Source organism: Schaalia suimastitidis DSM 15538 (assembly GCF_000429105.1).
In the GTDB taxonomy this organism is placed as follows: Bacteria; Actinomycetota; Actinomycetes; order Actinomycetales; family Actinomycetaceae; genus Pauljensenia; species Pauljensenia suimastitidis.
The window spans coordinates 116168-135985 of the sequence record NZ_AUBF01000010.1 but is presented as its reverse complement, the minus strand read 5'-3'; the positions used below and the strand labels follow the sequence as shown (position 1 = coordinate 135985).

General features: G+C 52.9%; 19 protein-coding genes. 4 read left to right on the top strand and 15 right to left on the bottom strand.

The features are described from left to right. The 8 genes from G438_RS11030 to rfbA all read right to left on the bottom strand — a co-directional run. A partial coding sequence (locus G438_RS11030; RefSeq protein ID WP_165569235.1) for a transposase occupies window positions 1-332 on the bottom strand: 332 nt, incomplete at its 3' end. An 82-nt stretch (window positions 333-414) separates the two neighbouring features. Next, window positions 415-1671, bottom strand: coding sequence for a lipopolysaccharide biosynthesis protein (locus G438_RS0105595; RefSeq protein WP_026460484.1), 1257 nt, complete (start codon window positions 1669-1671; stop codon window positions 415-417). Window positions 1672-1684: 13 nt separating this feature from the next. Then, complete coding sequence (locus G438_RS0105590) at window positions 1685-2560, bottom strand: LicD family protein (protein ID WP_026460483.1); 876 nt, start codon at window positions 2558-2560, stop codon at window positions 1685-1687. A gap of 4 nt (window positions 2561-2564) precedes the next feature. Further along, window positions 2565-4388, bottom strand: coding sequence for an NTP transferase domain-containing protein (locus G438_RS0105585; protein WP_026460482.1), 1824 nt, complete (start codon window positions 4386-4388; stop codon window positions 2565-2567). 103 nt (window positions 4389-4491) lie between these two features. Beyond that, window positions 4492-5379, bottom strand: a complete 888-nt coding sequence (locus G438_RS0105580; RefSeq protein WP_026460481.1) for a glycosyltransferase family 2 protein — start codon at window positions 5377-5379, stop codon at window positions 4492-4494. A gap of 68 nt (window positions 5380-5447) precedes the next feature. After that, window positions 5448-5819: a DUF2304 domain-containing protein gene (locus G438_RS11025; RefSeq protein WP_034285296.1), complete on the bottom strand. Its 372-nt coding sequence runs from the start codon at window positions 5817-5819 to the stop codon at window positions 5448-5450. Further along, on the bottom strand, window positions 5816-6589 hold the full coding sequence (locus G438_RS0105570; RefSeq protein ID WP_026460480.1) for a glycosyltransferase family 2 protein: 774 nt from the start codon (window positions 6587-6589) through the stop codon (window positions 5816-5818). Before G438_RS0105570 ends, G438_RS11025 begins: the two co-directional genes overlap by 4 nt. Before the next feature lie 57 nt (window positions 6590-6646). Then, a complete protein-coding gene (rfbA, locus tag G438_RS0105565; protein ID WP_026460479.1) occupies window positions 6647-7519 on the bottom strand; it encodes a glucose-1-phosphate thymidylyltransferase RfbA in 873 nt (290 codons plus the stop codon). Between the two features lie 275 nt (window positions 7520-7794). Here rfbA and G438_RS0105560 point away from each other — a divergent pair, with 275 nt between their 5' ends. From G438_RS0105560 to G438_RS12240, 3 genes are all read left to right on the top strand, one after another. Then, window positions 7795-9228 (top strand): sugar nucleotide-binding protein, encoded by a 1434-nt coding sequence (locus tag G438_RS0105560; RefSeq protein WP_026460478.1) that lies wholly within the window; start codon window positions 7795-7797, stop codon window positions 9226-9228. A gap of 70 nt (window positions 9229-9298) precedes the next feature. Further along, on the top strand, window positions 9299-10642 hold the full coding sequence (locus G438_RS11020; RefSeq protein WP_051259339.1) for an LCP family protein: 1344 nt from the start codon (window positions 9299-9301) through the stop codon (window positions 10640-10642). Between the two features lie 544 nt (window positions 10643-11186). Continuing rightward, window positions 11187-12182 (top strand): LCP family protein, encoded by a 996-nt coding sequence (locus tag G438_RS12240; RefSeq protein WP_240471000.1) that lies wholly within the window; start codon window positions 11187-11189, stop codon window positions 12180-12182. 158 nt (window positions 12183-12340) lie between these two features. Here the strand turns inward: G438_RS12240 and galE are convergent, their stop codons facing one another. From galE to G438_RS11005, 7 genes are all read right to left on the bottom strand, one after another. After that, window positions 12341-13333: a UDP-glucose 4-epimerase GalE gene (gene galE, locus G438_RS0105545; RefSeq protein ID WP_026460477.1), complete on the bottom strand. Its 993-nt coding sequence runs from the start codon at window positions 13331-13333 to the stop codon at window positions 12341-12343. A 40-nt stretch (window positions 13334-13373) separates the two neighbouring features. Beyond that, a complete protein-coding gene (gene purE, locus G438_RS0105540; protein ID WP_026460476.1) occupies window positions 13374-13916 on the bottom strand; it encodes a 5-(carboxyamino)imidazole ribonucleotide mutase in 543 nt (180 codons plus the stop codon). A 54-nt stretch (window positions 13917-13970) separates the two neighbouring features. Next, window positions 13971-15152, bottom strand: a complete 1182-nt coding sequence (locus G438_RS0105535; protein ID WP_026460475.1) for a 5-(carboxyamino)imidazole ribonucleotide synthase — start codon at window positions 15150-15152, stop codon at window positions 13971-13973. Between the two features lie 109 nt (window positions 15153-15261). Then, a complete protein-coding gene (locus tag G438_RS0105530; protein WP_026460474.1) occupies window positions 15262-16587 on the bottom strand; it encodes an ATP-binding protein in 1326 nt (441 codons plus the stop codon). 94 nt (window positions 16588-16681) lie between these two features. Continuing rightward, entirely contained in the window at window positions 16682-16924 is a 243-nt protein-coding gene (locus tag G438_RS0105525) for a hypothetical protein (protein WP_026460473.1), read from the bottom strand. Between the two features lie 60 nt (window positions 16925-16984). Continuing rightward, entirely contained in the window at window positions 16985-17668 is a 684-nt protein-coding gene (locus G438_RS0105520; protein ID WP_026460472.1) for a response regulator transcription factor, read from the bottom strand. Window positions 17669-17786: 118 nt separating this feature from the next. Beyond that, a complete protein-coding gene (locus tag G438_RS11005; protein ID WP_051259338.1) occupies window positions 17787-18917 on the bottom strand; it encodes an adenylate/guanylate cyclase domain-containing protein in 1131 nt (376 codons plus the stop codon). Between the two features lie 151 nt (window positions 18918-19068). On the opposite strand from G438_RS11005, the gene G438_RS0105510 reads away from it, so the two are divergent. After that, on the top strand, window positions 19069-19776 hold the full coding sequence (locus G438_RS0105510) for a Maf family protein (protein ID WP_026460471.1): 708 nt from the start codon (window positions 19069-19071) through the stop codon (window positions 19774-19776). Window positions 19777-19818: the final 42 nt, after the last annotated feature.

Here is a 19818-nt window from a genome sequence, read left to right as displayed (position 1 = left end):
CAATGAACGTGATCATGTGCTCCCGGGGTAGTCGAGTTCTCGTGCGAAAAAGCCGAAGCAAGTTTCAAGATCTCGTTCGCTCGCTGCAGCTCAGCGTTTTCACGTTTGAGGCGTTTGATCTCCTCGCGTTCTTGACGGGTCAGTCCTGGACGCTGACCAGTGTCGATCAACGACTGTTCATACCAGCGGCGCATCGACCCCACCGATATCCCCATCCGTGGGGCGATCTCGTTTATCGCTCTCCACTGCGTACAGGAAGGATCATCAGCCACACGGTCACCAACCATCCGTACCGCGCGATCCTTAAACTCTTGTGAATACCTCTTAGACACGTCCCTATCTACTCAAAAACAGGTAGGAACAAAACCCAGCACTTACACAGGCATTAGACACCCTCAAACTTTACGGTCGGTATCAATCGTTGTCAGTACCAGTGGCCTTTATATCCTTATAACGTGAGGCAATTCCCTTCGCAAAAACAGCTGCAAGCAACGTCATTGCTGCGGTGTAGGCGCCTGCTGCCCCTAGTACGCCCCAATGCGCAACAAACACAGGAGATAAAACTGAAATGGCTCCAGAAGCGACAAGATAAGCAAATAACACATATCTTTGTGCACGCATCGTGGTGAGAGCATAATATAAAATAACCCCTGCAGAATTAACCGCACCGCCCAAAATTAGTACAACAAGTTCAACGGTGTACTCTCCGATATTTTTTTGTGACAGCCAATTGAGAACTGGGATCCCTATTGAAAGGGTAAGCAGAATTACGACGAAAAAAGCACCCGTTGTGGCGAGCAAGCCCCGCCTAATTACAGAAAAAAACACACTGTAATGCGCACTTGCCCACTGCTGCGCCATCCCAGTCAGCAACGGCCGAAATACAACCAAAGCAAGCATATTAATCGCAACCGCCGGCATGAAGAGTATCGCAAAGTAGCCCTGTTGCTCGGCATCAAGAAAATAGTCAATTGAGAAGCGTGGCGCATTAACTAAGTACATCGAAAAAAAGGCGGCGAGCGCCAACGGAAAGCAGTCAATAAGGAGCCGCCGGATTTTGTCCTTATGCCATTTCGGGACCAATCCAAAGCAGCGGTATGCAGGCGGAAAGAAGAGGAAGCTCATCACCAGTAATGACACCGCCAATGTAATGGCCGCTGAAATGCCTAAGTCGCTAGTGAAGTAGATAGCGCTGGAAAACACTAGCGTGGTAAGCAATGTGCGATAAAAGGCCGCCCGAGCACCAATGTAGAGGCGACCAGAACGTTGAAACTCACAATAAAAGACATCCTCAAAAGCGTCAAAGAGACGTAAGGATGCAACAAGGATGATAATCCACACCATTTCGTCAGCCTGACCAGAAAGTGCGGCATACCCTACAATTCCGGCGAACATTCCCAATACAGTAAGGATCCGTGCGGACAGATAGGTCCCAAACGAAAACGAGTATTTCACGTCTGTTACGTGATACGTACGCACCTCGTACATGCCGAGTGTCTGAAACTGCTGCCCAACGGCAAGACCAAGAGAAAACAATCCAGCGACCGTAAGCCCACATATTCGTGTGACAACAATTAACGCAATCACTGTTGCAGCAGAAGTCATCAATGATGCGGCAGTGTTCCACAGGTAGTCACGGCCAAGTTGAACATTAGATGAATGGCTTGACATCCTGCAATTTTTCCTAGCTAGGATCGGTCAGATAAGGGCCAAAATCGATTTCGCATGGCCTATGGTTACGCCTCTTTTCTTCTGGAGGCAATTCCATATATTCCCCGTAAGAGCGCTTAAGGACCGCGTCATACTCGCGTTGAATTTTGACTGTAATATTCTCAAACGGCACTTCGAGAGCTGGAAATAGCTCTTCATGGTCCACCGCCCAATTCCAAGGGTCCCTCATGGAGAAATCCGCATAACGTCTAGAGTCGCTATCTTCATAGCGACGGGCAGCTCGATCCCATTTTTTTTGAAGGTAACGCGAATTAATACCTAATAGACGCATCGTCCAATGCACAATGGTCGTTGCTGTATATATGGCAATGCGTTTGAGTCCAAAAGTGTCGATTAAATATGGCGTCGGTGTCCCTTGGACATACAGCAAACGACCCCAGATCCAGGTCTGCCTGCTCATCGCCCGGAATTGCTTCTCATCAAATGGAATTTTATCTAAAGGTAAAATATCAAGAGAAACAGGCATTCGGTAGGACGAGTTTTTAGCAAATTCAGGAACAAGGAGTGTCCCTTTTAACCCGAGTTTAGTGAACATAAACGGGTAGTTAGGGGTCGTCTGCGTGTTATCTAGGCGATACTCGCTTGGAAGAATCGCAGGAGCTTCTTTAAGGAATCGTTCATACTCCTTCCGCGTCATCAGGACATCAACGTCATCATCCCATGGAATAAAACCCTGATGCCGGACGGCTCCAATGCAAGTCCCACCATAGACTGTGTATTCAATTCCAAGCTCCCGACATACTCGATCAAAGTCTTTGAGCATCTTCAACAAAAGCGTATGAATCTTTTGTAGCAGTTCAGGATCTGACAAAGCTTGTGGCGTACTCATGAACTCACCCTACTTCTAAACGATCCGGATTAAGAGAAGAAATCACAAGCGAGCGATTTGTCTCATATGCCGCAAGCACCGCATCAACGTGTTCCGACGCGTTTCGGTAGTACACAAACAACCATTCCCCCACATCGTCTCCTTCCTGTTCTTTCAGGAGCGCCCAGACATACCAACACCATCCAGCAAACACTACGTGCGCCCAGAAATGACGCTGCTCCCCAGGAGTTATTTTACGGTTGAAATACATCTCCAGTGCCTCAAAAGCAAGCCTTAGAGACATGTTTGATGACACCACCATGCTCCCAAAATCGCTTGCTTCATCCGACATTCCCGCATACTCCCAGTCGATTAAATCGATATGACCTGAATCACTTACAAGGAAATTCAACGGAAAAAAATCATTATGACTAGGGACAAGAGGGTACCCGTCTGCTTCGCAATAAGTCTTTAGGCGCATCACTTTTTCACGAAGAGGCATATACCCCGGAAGATCAATCGGCCCTTCATTCAGCAGGAACTTTTCGTATCGTTTCGCTTCCTCAACCAGATCAAAACAACGTGCGAGTTCACGACCAGATCCGTGAAGTTGCCGCGCCATTTCCATTGCTTGGCGAAGCTCCTCACGGACATTAACATTCAGATTTCTTGCCTGCGGGACGAAACGAGAAATCTTCCAGCCTTTCACCGGATCTCCTGCGACAAATGTGGTGTCCAGTTGAAGATCTCTGGCTAACCACAACGCTTCAAGTTCAGCCAGTCGATCCACAATCTTGTCGGTTCCAACACCAGGATGGCGATACACATACTCTTGGTCTCCGACAGCAAAATGACAAGATAGATTTGTAATTCCCTGTTTAAGGGGGTAAAAGTCCCGTATCTCTGCCTTTGCGCAGCCGAGTGCCGTAGAGATATGGTCAAAAACCTCCGAGTCAACGTTCTCCATAAACATCGGGTCAAAATCACGTAGCTCGTCTACTGAGTCAAATTCATTGATAACCCCTTGAGAATATCGGCGTATCACCATATTGAGCTCTTTTACATGCTCAAGGTAAATCGCCTCCCAAAGTTTCGGAGCTGTCTCCGGAAGGTCATACACTTGCTCAAGTATCACCCTAAATTTTGTTGAGAAGGCCTCATCAAAATACACGTGTCCCAACATTGTCCAGGCGTTTGCGCCACCTACAGTGGCACCTACGATTCGATCACCTGGCCCTGTGGCGATACACCATTCCGCAGTTTCTCCATCACAATACTGAGCAGAATAGTATGCCTGATAAACATGTGATTCAAACGGATTCACAGTGAAATAGTCGTCAGAAGAACAGACAAACGTATTACCTAGAATATGGCGAACGCACCACAATGAACCGTTATTATTGCGCTGAAAATAGTCATTGTTGACTACAATCTTCACATCATACTTGTCGGCAAGGTAAAAGAAGTATTCTTTTTTGTACCCAACCACCAGCGAAATGTCAGTGATCCCCACCTCATGAAGCTGCTGAATCTGCCGCTCAACAAGCACCTCTCCACGAACCTTTAGCGTACCTTTGGGACGTTCATACGAAATCGGTGCAAACCGTTGAGACAGTCCCGCTGCCATAATTACAGCGTTCTTTACTCGAAAAGGTTCCAGTACATTAAGTCCCACGTCAGTAAGAGCACGATGAGCAATATATTGTTTAGCCTCACACTCTCTCACGACTGCATTGATTCGCCCAAGAGACATTCCGGTACGAGTGTGTAGTTGCCGTTGACTCAACGGCTCACCAGCTCGAAAAAGGCAATATAGCACGTCAAACTGTGATTGAGTGAGGAGCATCATATTCCGTTCAATTATGAGAAACTGTGACTAATGTTCAAACGTACCACCAAAAGCCTTTACTATGAACAGTTTGTGAGGTGATGAACAGAGAATTTGTACCCTGTCACCAGGAAAAGGCATGCTTAATTACCGTTCGCAAACCTTCAATATCTTTTTTTCTAAGCGCCGAGGGAATCAATGTGAGCGCATGCGCTCGGGACGTCGAATGTATTCTGGCAGCACGAGCAGCTCGACGCCAGCCTTTTTGTTCGCATACCTTCACAGCAAGAGTAAAATACTCACGTTCACCTTCGAATCTTCGGCCGTCAAAAATAGCAGTTGAAGATGCCGAAGCCGAATGCCGCCGGTAGGAGAAACACACATGTGGATCAATCAGTAGCATATGCTCTTCGAGCACCATATCAATAACAATTGCTAAGTCTTGAATAATAGGAAATCCATGGCGGAATGGCGTTTGCACTAAGATTTCTCGGCGAAAGACAAGGGATGGCCAATACATCCAATCGGCGCGCAACAACGAAACAGCCAGAGGTTCGCCACCTAGTAGCCGGGGTTTCAACGCTGAAGGACGAAGCAGTGCTTTAACGCGGTCTGCAAGCGGAAATATGTGCCGATTGTTCTCATCAATAATTTTCACACCAGGTTGAATGATCGATGCCGATGGAAATTGTCTATTCAGTGCCAAAACACTGCGCACAAAATCCGGGTGCGGAATATCATCGCAGCCAAGAAAAATCATAAGTTCAGCGGTGGCAAGAGCAACGCAACGCTCATAGTTTCCAGTAATCCCATAATTTTTTTCATTTCGGATATACCGAACACGTGGATCACCTAGTTTTTCGAAGTAGTCAGCAACAGTAGGATCTGGGTAACAATCATCAACAACAGTAAGTAGCCACCCATCCGTATCCTGGCCACGAACAGCTTCTACAGTCTGGTAAAGGTAGGCAGGCTCGCCCCAAAAAGGGAGCATAATGTCAATCTTATGCATTTTGTCAGTCCTTGAGTCCGTGACGATGACATACTTAAGTTAGAAAATGGGACTACATCCGAATATTTCTATTCCTTCTCAGCTGAAGGACAACGTTTTTCTAGCTTCTCGATCCTTAAGCTAAGAATCGAGATTTCTTCACAAAGTCTCCGTCTCTCTTCTTGGGCTTCGGACAACTCGACGCTAAATTGAAGTGAGAGCAGAAGCAGAGCGATACCTGAAAGAAAAAAGGCAAGGTTTAAGGGCACTTGCACTCCCAGTAAACCCGATATATATGCCAGAAGGTTAGGGAATAGAGACACCACGGCAACTAGTACCGCAACCACTGTCCACCATATTGCATAACGCTCTTTCATTCCTGAATTACGCAATTTGAGGAATATCGCAAAAAGGACACAAAGCGCAAAAGTAGCGCCAAGAATGTAAGGACCTTGGCTCATCGTGCCTCCTCGCCAGATTGGTGAACCGGTAGTGGGTTCAAGAATGCTACGTCTGTCCTTGGACGACTCAAGGCAACAAATAACGCAACAAACGCTCGGATTAGATACAACGCGGCTTTAAAAGGGTTGTGCGAAGCTTCTCCCCCAGCCCTAGGATGCATCTCGACACCAACTTGTGTAATTACTAAGCGGGAACGCGCAGCGATGATGAGCGCCTCAATAGTGTCACCAAGATACTCGGCAGGGTAGTTACGCGAGAATAAGCTGACGGCTCGTGGTCCATATAATTTGAATCCAGAAGTCGTATCTGTCAGCTTCGTTCGGCAGACTCGTGAAAGTACAGCTGAAAGTAACGTCATCGCCCATTTGCGTGGGCCCCTTACACGATAGGTACCTTTTCCAGCAAAACGCGCTCCAATGACGATATCAGCGTTTTCTTTACGCATTGCTTTGATGAGCGCGGGAACCTCACGCGGATCGTGCTGACCATCAGCATCAAGTTGAATCACGTGCGTGTAGCCCTGGCGGTATGCGTAGAGGTAACCTGCACGCATAGCACCTCCCACACCAAGATTAATAGGTAAATCAAGAACTGGAATGTTTTGGGAGCGGGCGATCAGCGCAGTGTTGTCGGTCGACCCATCAGACACCACAATCATATCAATTTCTGAGGGGAGCTCCGCACGCACACCCTCCAGTACTTGACCAAGCACTGCCTCTTCATTCCACGCAGGGATGATGACGAGTATCTTCATACACTCATTGCTCATACTACTCCTAAGCGATCCTAAGACGGCGGTCAATTGCAGACCGTGCGCATCAGACCATCATCTAGCTCCACAGTCGATGAGATTCAACAAATACTGCCCGTAACCAGACTTCACTAGCGGCTCAGCACGCTGACGTAATCCCTTGTCGTCAATAAAGCCCATGCGCCAAGCAACTTCTTCAGGCACACCGATTTTCATGCCTTGGCGCGCCTCCACGGTGCGAACGAAAGCAGTGGCATCAGCAAGTGAATCAAATGTCCCCGTGTCTAACCACGCCGTACCACGAGGCAGAATCTCAACCACAAGTTTTCCGGCCTCAAGATAGGCCTTGTTGACATCGGTAATCTCATATTCGCCGCGCGCAGAAGGTTTCAGATCTCTTGCAATCTGCACTACATCATTGTCGTAGAAATATAGACCGGGCACAGCATAGTTCGACTTCGGGTGGGCAGGCTTTTCTTCAATCGATAATGCCTTGAAGTCCTCATCGAACTCAACCACTCCATAGTCCTGTGGATTGGTAACGTGATAGGCAAAAACTGCTCCACCATCCAGATTGACATGCCGACGCAGTCGCGTCCCCATCCCATGCCCATAGAAAATATTGTCGCCAAGTACCAAGGCCGCAGAGTCGCCACCAATGTGCTCAGCACCAAGGACAAATGCCTGAGCAAGACCATTCGGAACTTCTTGAACCGTGTAACTGATGTTGACTCCAAGCTGGCGCCCATCGCCAAGAAGTCGATGAAAAGCAGGGGCATCATGAGGTGTTGTGATGACTAGAATATCCTGAATACCGGCCAACATTAAGGTTGACAATGGGTAGTAAATCATTGGTTTGTCGTACACCGGAACGAGCTGTTTGGATGTCCCCAACGTAATGGGGTGCAGGCGGGTTCCCGACCCGCCTGCAAGAATGATGCCTTTCATGTCCGCTCCTATTCTAGTTACCAAAGCAATACCAACACCATTATGCCCTTTACCTTAGGTGATAGCGCTAAACAATCGATGGGTGTCGACGTAAGGCATTTTGAGAGGAAACTTCCCTATGCTCATGTGCTCATGTGCTCATGTGCTCATGTGCTCATGTGCTCATGGACTATCATCCTCAAACTGAAGCTCCGTCACGAGTAGAGTAAACGTGCTTCCACCAATAAGCATTAGGATATAGCTAGCGACGACACTACTCCCAGAAAGCGATACTCATGACACAACCCCACACGGGTAAGCCTTTGGGAATCGAAGAAACACCGATCCCCGGTTTCCTTCGCATTGATTTGACTGTTCACGGGGACAACCGCGGATGGTTTAAAGAAAACTGGCAACGTGAGAAAATGGTGGCACTCGGTTTGCCTGATTTTCATCCAGTTCAGAACAACATCTCCTTCAATGACGAGGTAGGAGTGACTCGCGGTATCCATGCCGAACCGTGGGATAAATTTGTTTCCGTGGCAACTGGACGCGTTTTTGGGGCTTGGGTGGATTTACGTGAAGGTCCATCATTTGGGCAGGTATATACCTGTGAAATTGATCCATCAGTCGCAGTTTTCGTCCCAGCTGGAGTTGGCAATTCGTATCAAACGCTTGAACCAAATACGGCATATACCTACTTGGTGAATGACCACTGGGCACCCGATGCTCAGTACACCTTCCTGAACCTCGCTGACGAAACAGTGCAGGTACCGTGGCCTATTCCACTAGATCAAGCGATCCAGTCTGACAAAGATAAGGCCCATCCACGCCTTGACGCCGTCGTGCCGTTCCCATCGGCAAAGCGCCCCAAGGTGCTTGTCACTGGTGCTGGTGGGCAACTTGGCCGTGAGCTCATGCGTCAGCTCCCTGAGGCAGGATTTGAGGTTCGAGGCGTTGACCTCCCTGAGGTCGATATTGCTGATGCCGAGGCTGTGAGGGCGTGGGACTGGTCCAATATCGACATCATCATTAATGCAGCAGCATGGACAGATGTTGATGCCGCCGAGACACCCGCAGGTCGTGCAGCAGCATGGCGCGCTAACGCAGTCGGCCCGGCGGTACTCGCACGCTACGCGTCTGAACATGCCGTAACGCTAGTCCATATGTCGACTGAATATGTCTTTGATGGAACTGCTACCATACACACTGAAGACGAGACATTTACTCCGCTTGGCGTATACGCACAATCAAAAGCAGCTGGCGATTGTGCCGTCATGGTCTGCCCACGCCATTACCTTGTTCGTACCAGTTGGGTCGTTGGGGATGGGAAGAATTTCATTCGAACCATGGCAAATTTAGCGCGTCAGGATATCTCACCCAAGGTGGTTTCTGATCAACATGGTCGACTTACATTTACTGCTGATCTCACGTCCGGCATCATTCACCTACTTAGGTCGAGTGCACCGTGGGGCACTTATAACCTTTCCGGTGATGGACCTGTGATGAACTGGGCACAGATCGCGGCCGAAGTCTACACGCTCGTCGGAAAAGACCCGTCAATGGTTATTCCTATTACCACTGATGAATATTTCCATGGCCAGACAGTGGCTCCACGCCCACTTAATTCTGTACTTGACCTCTCCAAATTAAAGCAAACAGGATTCGCACCAGAGGATGCCTCCTTGCGTATCGCCGAATACGTCGCGTCGCTTCGCAATCAGTCTTGACCGCAGTGGGTGTGTCACACAACGGCATGTGAACGCGGTACTTCGCAGCTGAAGGAAGTAAGCTGAAACAATGGCGAAAGAATTACTCAACAACGACCGCGGCCAGGTCACACATGCTGCGACCGAACCGTATCGTTTCGGTGCGCTGCGCACATTTTTCGCCATCGTACTTACCCTTGTTCTCTTTGTGACCTCCACCGCTGTTGGCATCTACCTGGACCTGGCCAAGACTGTATCCAACAGTGCACTCGATATCAGTGGTTTTGATGTCGCATCCGACGGTAAAGAAACACAAGAAGAACTACCAGCCGATTCTTTCGCTGGCAGGCCAATCACCCTCCTCGTTGTCGGTATTGACTCCCGCTATGACCAAACGGGCGATTCTTTTGGCAGCGCTGAGGAAATTTCGACCATCCGTTCTGATACGACGATGGTTGCTCACCTGTCAGCCGACCGCACCCGCCTGCAGGTTGTGTCAATCCCCCGCGACACCCTGGTGGATATCCCCCCGTGTAAACGGTCAGATGGGTCAACCTCGCCCCGGCAGTACGACGCGATGTTTAACGATGCCTTCGCTACTGGCGCTGTCACTAATGATGTTGCAGCTGGTGTGGCATGTACAAAATCCACAGTGGAGGAGCTCACCGGACTGACCATTGACGGCTTTGTTGTCGTCGACTTTACCGGTTTCCGTTCGATGGTGGATGCCCTTGGTGGCGTGTGGATGCAATTCGATGAACCCCTCTATGACCACCTATCTGGCCTTGATGTGCCTGCTGGTTGTCAGTTACTTGGTGCTGACCAGGCGCTCGCGCTTGCACGTGCGCGGAAAAACCTTGGTGATGGCTCTGACCTTTCCCGTATCGGTCGTCAGCAACAGCTGGTTGGCGCAATGCTCAAAACCTTGGCGTCAAAGAATATCCTCACTGATCTTCCTCAGCTCTTGTCGTTCTTGAAGGCGACAATCTCTTCACTGCAGGTTTCACCGAATCTGTCTGATATTAACGCTGATGCTGGTTTGATGCTGTCACTGGCAAACCTCCAGCGTGATCAGATCCAGTTTGTCATGATGCCTGTGCTCGAAGCGCCCTCCGATCCCAACCGAGTGATCGAGAATACTAGCGTTACCGCGCCCCTGTGGGCTGCGCTGCAAAATGATCAGCCGCTGCCTGCTGGCATCACCTACCGCGACGCCTCAGGCAATGAACTAACGGTGCCTGACCCTACCGCACCAACGGTAACCGACCCTAATGCAGCAGCAACGACGTCAGAAACAACGCCGTCAACAACGACAACAGATACGGCGACCACCCAGGCACCTAACGCTGATACGGCAACCACAACGGGTACTACAACACCCCAACCACAGACATTCAACTCCCTAGCTGACGATTCGTGTCCACCCAAGAGCTAAAAGTGTGGACACTATGAGCGAGCAGCCACCTTCTTTCGCGCCAGACCCGAAGCGTCAACGCCGCCATGTTCACGATCCGTCGAACAATGGCACCGTTCCTCCTGAGTCGCCAGCGTCACCTCCCACCAGACCGAGCATCCAGCCCGCTTCCGCGCCGCAACCTCCAGCTTCGGCACCGTCCGCATCCGCTCCTTTGCGAGACTTACCGCCAAGTTTCCAGCCGAGACGTCGCAGTATTCGCTCCCAGTCCAACGCTGCCCCCGCGAGCGATCCTCGCGAGGCGTCGGCGCAGGCCCGTCAAGAAACACACCCAAGCACGCCAGCAGACCCCGGTGGGCAAGCGCACCCAAGCGCTCCAACACACCCAAGCACGCCAGCAGACCCTCTCGCGACAGGACCCGGCGCCACTCAGCCCCCAGCATTTCCTCCGCGTCCCACAGCTCAACCACCGAGTTTTGCTCCTCGTCGTGGGCGAGGCGCCACCTCGGCAAGCAGTCCCCACTCCCCCGCGCTGTCCTCCACTTCGCCCTCCCCTGCACGCCGGATGCCGCCGGTACATTCACCTGTTGGCGCTCATCCGTCACAGCCACCACGCAGAGGACGCACGCGCACCCTTAAGCGTGCTCTGCTCACAACCGTCGTTGTATTCCTTATCCTGGTCATCGGTTGGCCATCTTTCCTCCTGTGGGACGCCAACAATAACCTGGGGCGAATCGATGCACTATCAGGTGCGAGCAACACGCCTGGTACCACGTGGCTCTTGGCGGGGTCTGATTCTCGGCAAGATGGCGCTGTGGTCGATGATGCCGAGGGTCAACGTGCAGATTCCGTAGTCCTTGTTCACAAGGCCAGCAATGGACAGACCTCTATGGTGTCGCTCCCGCGTGACACTTATGTCGATATTCCTGGATACGGGTACTCCAAACTCAATGCCGCTTATTCCTACGGAGGCCCTGCTTTGCTGGTTTCCACGGTCGAAGCTTTGTCGGGACTCACAGTCGACCACTACGTGGAAATTGGTATGGGTGGCGTCACCGCGATTGTTGATTCGCTTGGTGGCATCGAGTTATGCCTCGATATGGATGTGTCTGACCCATATTCGCAGCTCAATTGGACAGCTGGTTGCCATGTCGCTGATGGGCCCACTGCATTGGCTTTCGCCCGTATGCGTTACGCCGATCCACTTGGCGATATTGGCCGCGCTCAACGACAACGACAGGTCATATCTCAGACCGTGGCGACAGCAATGTCGCCTTCCGTGCTGCTCAACCCGTGGCGCACCCTTCAGCTTGAGCGTGCGGGTGCCAAGGCCCTTGTGGTCGATCAGGATGCGTCGCCTTTTGATGTGGGACGACTTCTACTTGCCTTCAAAAAGGCTCAGGCAGATGGACTCACAGGTGCACCGCCAATTGAAAATATCGGCTACTCGACACCTGCAGGTTCTGCGGTGCTTTTGGTGGGCGAGACTGCACCGGATTTCTTTGCAGCCATGCGAGACGGGACCCTCACTGTGGATAGTTTCGCCTCGCTCAACGGCTGAGGCAATTGCTATCCGGGGCAACGGACGCTGAGGCGACTGAGGACCGAGGCGACTGACGGTTGAGGTGAAGTGGTGGCATGATGCGTACAATGCCCTCGCCACCCACCCACATCACAGGCACACCCGAGTCACCCGCAACCTCGGCGCGCTACTGGAACCTAGCGTCCTGGGACCTCGATATGCCGCGGCCCAGCCTGCCATGCCTCCCACGCAGAGGACAGTATCTCCTCAAGTCCTTGGTTTGCTTTCCATCCGAGGTCCACAGCAATGGACTGCGGGTCTCCAATGAGTTTCGGCGGGTCACCAGCTCTGCGGCCAAGGATTTCAACCGGGAAGTCCCACCCCATAACAGCACGTAGCCCGTCAACAATTTCTTTGACTGAGGTGCCCTGGCCTGTTCCCACATTGAAAGTACGATGTGCGGGAGTACCCTCGGCCAAGGCATCCATTGCAGCAATATGCGCCTGGGCAAGGTCAAGGACGTGAATATAGTCCCGAATACAAGTGCCGTCTGGCGTCGGGTAGTCATCACCGAAAATCTTGGCGGACTCCCCCTTGGCGAGGCGGTCCAACAGCATCGGCACCAGGTTAAGTACCGCAGGATCAGCCAGGTCAACCCAGCCTGCACCTGCAACATTGAAATAACGCAGGCCAATCCAATTAAGACCCCATGCGCGTTCGCAATCAGCCATCATCCATTCGCCGATGAGCTTCGTTTCACCGTAGGGATTAATAGGCTGGCACTGAGCGTCTTCGGGCACAACTTCAACGGTCGGCATTCCGTAGACAGCTGCTGAGGAAGAAAAAATCATCTTGTCGACGCCGGTCTCCCCCATGGCCATCAGCACATTGGCCAACCCACCAACATTTTGCTGGTAGTACCAGGCGGGGCGTTGAACGGATTCGCCGACCTGTTTACGTGCCGCGAAATGGATGACAGCTTCAACATCTTCGTCAACCATGACATTGGCGAGTTTCATCCGTGCTTCATCTTTGGCAACGTCAAGTTGGATGAGTTTAGCGTCCCCAATCCGATCGGAGCGCCCTGTCGAAAGATTGTCGACGACAACGACATCGTCGCCGCGCTGGCGAAGTAAGCGGACAACGTGCGCGCCGATATATCCGGCGCCTCCTGTGACCAAAACACTCATGGTGCCATTCTACGCAGGCAAATACGTCAAGTGCAGCCCATCACATGCTGGCGGACAGGCTGTGCCCTTTATCGATCGCTGTTGCGCGCAGCGATGTTTGGAATTGACGCATTTTTTCGCGGATACCTGCAGCCGCCTCGTCACGCCCTGCTCCGAGGATCCGAGCGGCAAGTAACCCCGCATTACGTGCGCCACCGATCGACACCGTTGCCACTGGTACGCCTGCGGGCATTTGTACGATTGACAGCAGTGAATCCATGCCGTCCAGATATTTCAGCGGAACTGGAACCCCGATAACAGGCAATTCAGTCAACGAAGCCAGCATTCCCGGCAGGTGGGCTGCGCCTCCTGCACCTGCGATAATCACTCGCAGGCCACGTTCGCTTGCTTGCCGCCCGTATGCCACCATATCCTCGGGCATCCGGTGGGCGGATACGACCCCCACTTCGCAGGCAACACCGAACTCGGCGAGTGCTTCAACTGCGCCACGCATCGTCGGCCAATCCGAATCTGATCCCATGACAACACCAACCTGCGCATTGGCGCCGGTGGCGGACAGATATAGGTCATCAGGTAGTGACATTGTGTCCTCCGGTGAAGTAGTCGTTGTTGTATTGACGAGGCGCAGCATCGCCAGTCAGGATCGGTCCTTTTCGGTGTGGCCAGTTGCGCCTGCAAGGCATTCGACGGCCCGTTCAGCGATGGCGCGGGCGCGTTCAGCATCGGCATCCACGACGGTGACGTGCCCAAGTTTCCTTCCCGGCCGTACTTCTTTTCCGTACAGGTGTACGCGCACTGCCGGGTCAACGGCGAGGGCACGAGGCAGCGCACACGCTGGGTCGGGTAGGGTCGAACCCAACAGGTTCACCATGACTGCGTAGCTACCTGGCCGCACTAGGTCGGTTGAGCCAAGCGGCAGATCAAGGACTGCTCGAAGATGCTGTTCAAATTGGCTGGTCACTGCCCCATCGATGGTCCAGTGCCCGGAGTTATGGGGGCGCATAGCCAATTCGTTCACCATGACTTTTACCGTAGTGCCGTCACGCACAACGAAAAGTTCCACGGCGAGCACACCCGTCACGCCAAGTTCTTGGGCAATTGTTTCGCCAAGAGCCTGCGCTTGAGCTGCCACATCGAGGGGAAGATCTTGAGCGGGTGCAGTAACGACAGCACATACGCCATTACGTTGTTCGGTGGTGACAACCGGCCAGGAACACACCTGTCCACTGGGGCTCCTGGCAAGCAGCGCTGCAGCCTCGGAAATATAGGGCACTTTTTCTTCGACCAGCAGCGGAGTCGTGGTATCTAGCCACTGCGCGGCTTGCTCGGCGGTGTCAATGATTTTCACGCCATGCCCGTCGTAGCCACCAGTGGGCATTTTCAGCACTATGGGCCACCCGACAGTATCTGCGAAGGCTTCGATATCGTCCAGGGTGTGCACCTCAGCCCACCGCGGGCACGGCGCACCGATCTGAGCGAGGCGGCGGCGCATTTCAAGCTTATTTTGCGCATATAACAACGCCTGTCCGCTCGGATGCACGGGCAAGCGACCTGACAACTCTGCCAAATGATTGTGGGGAATATGTTCGTGCTCGAAGGTGAGTACGTTGGCACCGTCAACGAGTCCGCCAAGTGCGGTGGCATCCTGAGGTGAACCAACGGGCGCGTCAACTACCACTTGCCCTGTTGAGCCGTTTGCTGCCTCTACCAGTGGCCGTAATTCAATACCGAGGGCGATGGCGGATTCTTGCATCATGCGGGCCAGTTGGCCTCCGCCAACCACAGCTACGACAGGACGATTCGCAAAGGTCTGCTCCACGCCCTCTAGCCTAGCGTCTGAGCCATTGTGGGCGGGGAATCATCCACCATAGAGGCACCACTCATTGCTCGCGGCGCCGCAGGCATGAGGACACCACATGTGGCGCGTTTCAGAATCGGCGGGAACGGCGCCCCATAGAGACAAGCGGCCCCAGTGGCATGACACGATTAGGGTCAAGGGTTGCTGGCACCGCTGCCAGTGAAACGCGAAATATCGGTGGCGAGGCCTGTAGTAATTCCAGCCGCCCACCCATACTGGAGGCAAGATCTTTGGCAAGGCCCAAACCGATACCCGTCGATCCGTGTCCTGATACGCCATATTCGAAGACGGAGGATGCGAGCTCTGGATCCACGCCCTTACCTTCATCGGAGACATCAATGGTGACGCCTCGATTATTCGTTGAAGGTCGTGACACGACACGGGTTGTCCCCTCACCATAGTGCAGTGCATTTTCGATGAGAGTCGCCAAAACCTGCCCCAACTTGGCACCGTCAGCAAGTACGGGACGTTCAGCCTCGTCAGTGAAAATCAGCTGGCGACCTGCGCGTTCAAACTGTTCTTCCCATTCTTCGCGCTGAGTGTTAAAGACCTCAAGTAGATGTATGGCTTCGCTGGCTCCACCTGACCGAGCATTGACGTCAAGTAGTTCAGTGAGTACTTCAGTCATACGTTCAACTTGTTCAAGGCAACTGCGTGCTTCGGATTGGACGTCTTCTTCAGTGGAAATCAGTTCGATTTCTTCTAGACGCATCGACAGTGCGGTCAGTGGTGTGCGCAGTTGATGCGATGCGTCGGCCGCAAATTGCCGTTCAGCAGCCAAGCGCCCCGCCATACGTTCACCAGTGCGCACCAATTCCTCTTGGACAAGGTCAATTTCTTCGATACCTGATGGACGCAGACGCGCACGCACATTACCGGATCCTATTTGTTCAGCTTGCGCCGACAGGTAAATCAATGGTGCTGACAAACGGCGTGCCAGCCGGTTGGCCATCAGCCAACCAACAATTAATGATCCAACGACACCGCATGCGAAAAAGACGCACATGTAGATGACACGTTCAAGTGCTTCGCCGGCTGAAGCGACCATGAAGACCCTCACACCACTAGGGGCAGCAGCACTCGACACCAAGGTCATACCTGCTGGAGTTTCTCCTACGCTAATAATGGTTCCGCCAGGTAAGGAAACCACACTGCGTGTGGCTGCTGTGTCATCATTACTGGGTTTGGTCCATGCTTCGACAAGTGCTTCGCTGACATCTTGGTCGGCGGAGATACGTCGTTCCACGGTACGTAGGAGCGCATTGGCACGTGTATCAAGCGTGCGCTGCTCGCTGCGCCATTCCAACATTGAGGCGGCAACTGCACCCGGTATGCCCATCAGGAGCGCCACGACTGTGACCACGGACAGTATCATCCGCACAGCTCGTTTTCTCATTGCGCCTCCTCGCACATCGTTGCTGGTGCCATATCTGACCTAAGCCTAGCGGGAAGATTGCCGACGCACTTGCTGGCACGAATGGCCCCGCACATCACTCGGACACCCGAGGGCAGAAAATATCACACGCAGACTGGGGATTGTGCGTACCCATGTCACCTGGGCATCCGAGGGCAGAACGTACCCTATGCGCTGTACCGACAATGCGCAGCGCTGTACCCGTGATTGCTGAGGCCACCACAGCGCCAACGGTTGAGAAACTGCCTGCAGCACCCACGGCTGACAAGGTGTTATGGCGCGGCAGTAATCCAAATGGCGGATTTTCAAGGATCAGCATCCTGAAAATCCGCCATTTTGGGGCGTTTATACCGCCCGGACGTGTGGAGGGATTAGCGTCTTACTGGCGTGTGGTGCGTTCAAAACGGAAGCCCATGCCGCGCACAGTGGTGACATAGCGTGGATCTGCAGCGTCATCACCCAGCTTGCGGCGCAGCCACGACACGTGCATATCCAAGGTTTTCGTGGAGCCTGTAGGATCTGAACCCCATACTTCCCGCATCAGCACGTCACGTTCAACGACGTTCCCGGCCTCACGGACAAGGACGCGGAGCAGGTCAAATTCTTTCGCGGTCAGCTGCAATTCGCGTTCGCCCACGAATGCTCGATGCGCCTGCACGTCAACGCGCACATCCTGCGCAATGATTTCCCCTTCAACAGGTTCACCGCCGATGCGACGCAAGAGTGCACGCACGCGCGCGAGGAGTTCTGCCAATCTGAAGGGTTTGGTCACATAGTCGTCCGCGCCGGCGTCCAGGCCAACGACCATATCAACTTCGTCAGTGCGCGCGGTCAAAATGAGAATCGGAACAGTGAGGCCCGCCGCACGGATTTCGCGGGCAACTTCAAGTCCGTCAATATCAGGTAGGCCGAGGTCGAGGACCACAAGGTCTGCACTTCCTACCTCGGCGAGGGCGCCACGGCCCGTCCCGTGGGCGCGCACGTCATAGCCTTCACGGCCCAGTGCACGCGCTAACGGTTCAGAGATAGCGGGATCGTCTTCAACGAGGAGTACTGTAGTCACCGCAACAGTCTATAACGTTTCCAGAGGAAACTTTCATCTCTTTTGACCTTTATTGGACATTTGTCTCATATGGTAAAGAGGCGAATGAAAAGGCTTGACAGGGTCGCCATCTGCGGTGTTACTGCACGAGCGACACTGCATAGGGGGAAATCACACCAAAGCCGCGCAGTTCCGCCCGAGGGAATTCTTCGATCCGATATTCACGTTCTCCAACGCCGCTGGCAATGGCTGCAGCAGTAGCTGGGTCAGTCAAAATGCGTCCAGCTGGGGCAATATCAACGAGGCGGGACGCTAGGTTGACCGTCGGCCCGAAAACGTCACCGGAACGAGAAAACACGTCGCCACGTACGAAGGAGGCACGCACTGGCAGGATGCGGTCATCGGCGTTGAGATGTTCAATCAAACTCGTCGCCACATTGAGGCCAGTGGCCAAATCATCAGCAATGTACAAGACAGCGTCACCCATCATCTTGACGACACGTCCCCCGGCCTCGGTAATCGTCCACCGACAGGCATCTTCGAAATCTTGAACCAGGTCGACCATGGCCTCGCCAATAAGAGCTGAATGCGCAGTAAAGGACACCATGTCAACGAAACCAAGAGAACGATTAAGAGGGAAACGGGCTTTAGGATTCGCACTACTGCCCCGTTCAGCAATTTCTTTTTCTGTCCGCGCAAGCAGCGCGTCCAGCTGTCGTGTCCACGCATGGGTGAGCATACGTTCAAAAATGGCCACACGGTCAGCAATGTGGTCCAAGACGTAGGCGCGGGCTGCCGTATCATCAAATCCGTGCGTGGCAATAGCATCCTCAACTAATGCCTCTATCTGCCACAGCGCCAGACGGTCAGCAAAATGGGAGTTAGCGCGCAAGAGTGAACGCGACGTGTCCTCAGTCATTTCGCCGCTATCAACCAGTTCCCGCCAAGCAGCAAATACGCCAAGGTCACGCTGAGTGAAAGCCAATGCGTCGTCATCACGCACAGGAAAACCGATTGAGGAACAAAACTCCCGCACGCTTTCAAGGTCATTGCCTGTACGGGTGGCAAGGTCGCGGGCGCTGTGGACCAAGTGCCCACCCAGAAGACGCTTCGATGCTGCTGCAACGATTGATTCATCAGCGCACGCAGGTATGGGGACCACAGTGGTTGCCGGAGGTGCCTTGAACTGCTCCTCGCGTTGCGCTTGAAGCGCCTGCAAGGAGTCTTGCATCGTCGCTATTGGGGAGTTGCCCTGACTGTCCCCGATCACATACCCTCCTGTAGTGCTGTCCTCTCGTGCGTTGTCCCACCACTCAGTGTAATGCAAAATATGCCGTGCGACACACCTTATTTCGTTTTATCTTTCTTTCATCAAAGAAAACTCCAAATATCGAAAGTAATTCAGAGGAGGAATTGACGCCATGCGCCTTGTGCTCGCTTCCAAGTCACCCGCCCGCCGACAAACCCTCGAAAACGCCGGTATCACACCAATTATTCGCATTTCCAACGTTGACGAAGACGCTGCACTTGAGGCACTACCTGACGGACGGGCGTTTTCTGGAGGTTCCACCACACCTGCGGACGAAGTCACCGTCTTAGCTCATGCGAAATGCGGGTCCATTGTCGATCTAGTATGCGCCGCAAACCCAGATATCACCGCTGATCTACCCACCGACGAGGAATTATTTATCGTCGGCTGTGATTCCATGTTGGAAATAAACGGAACGATGGTAGGCAAACCTCGCCAACCCGATATTGCCCGCGAACGCATCGCCGCCATGCGCAATACGGAGGCCATCCTATGGACCGGACACCACGGGGCGCGAGTCAGCCGGGCCGATGAGCACGGCAGGCGTACCCTCATTGACGAGGTGTCGGCCAGTGCTGCAACCACCGTCCGTTTTGGGGATATTAGTGATGCTGAAATTGAGGCGTATGTGGCTTCAGGGGAACCGCTGAAAGTTGCTGGCGCATTTACCATTGATGCGCTTGGTGGACCGTTTGTGACTGGTATCGACGGTGATCACCACTCCGTGGTGGGCATTTCCTTACCTTTGCTGCGACAAATGGCAATTCAGCTCGGTATCTTTTGGCCTGATTTGTGGGATCACCGCCGATCGAATCAATGAGTGAAGTACCCAGCCCCTTTAGGGCAGGCGATGCGAAGGCAT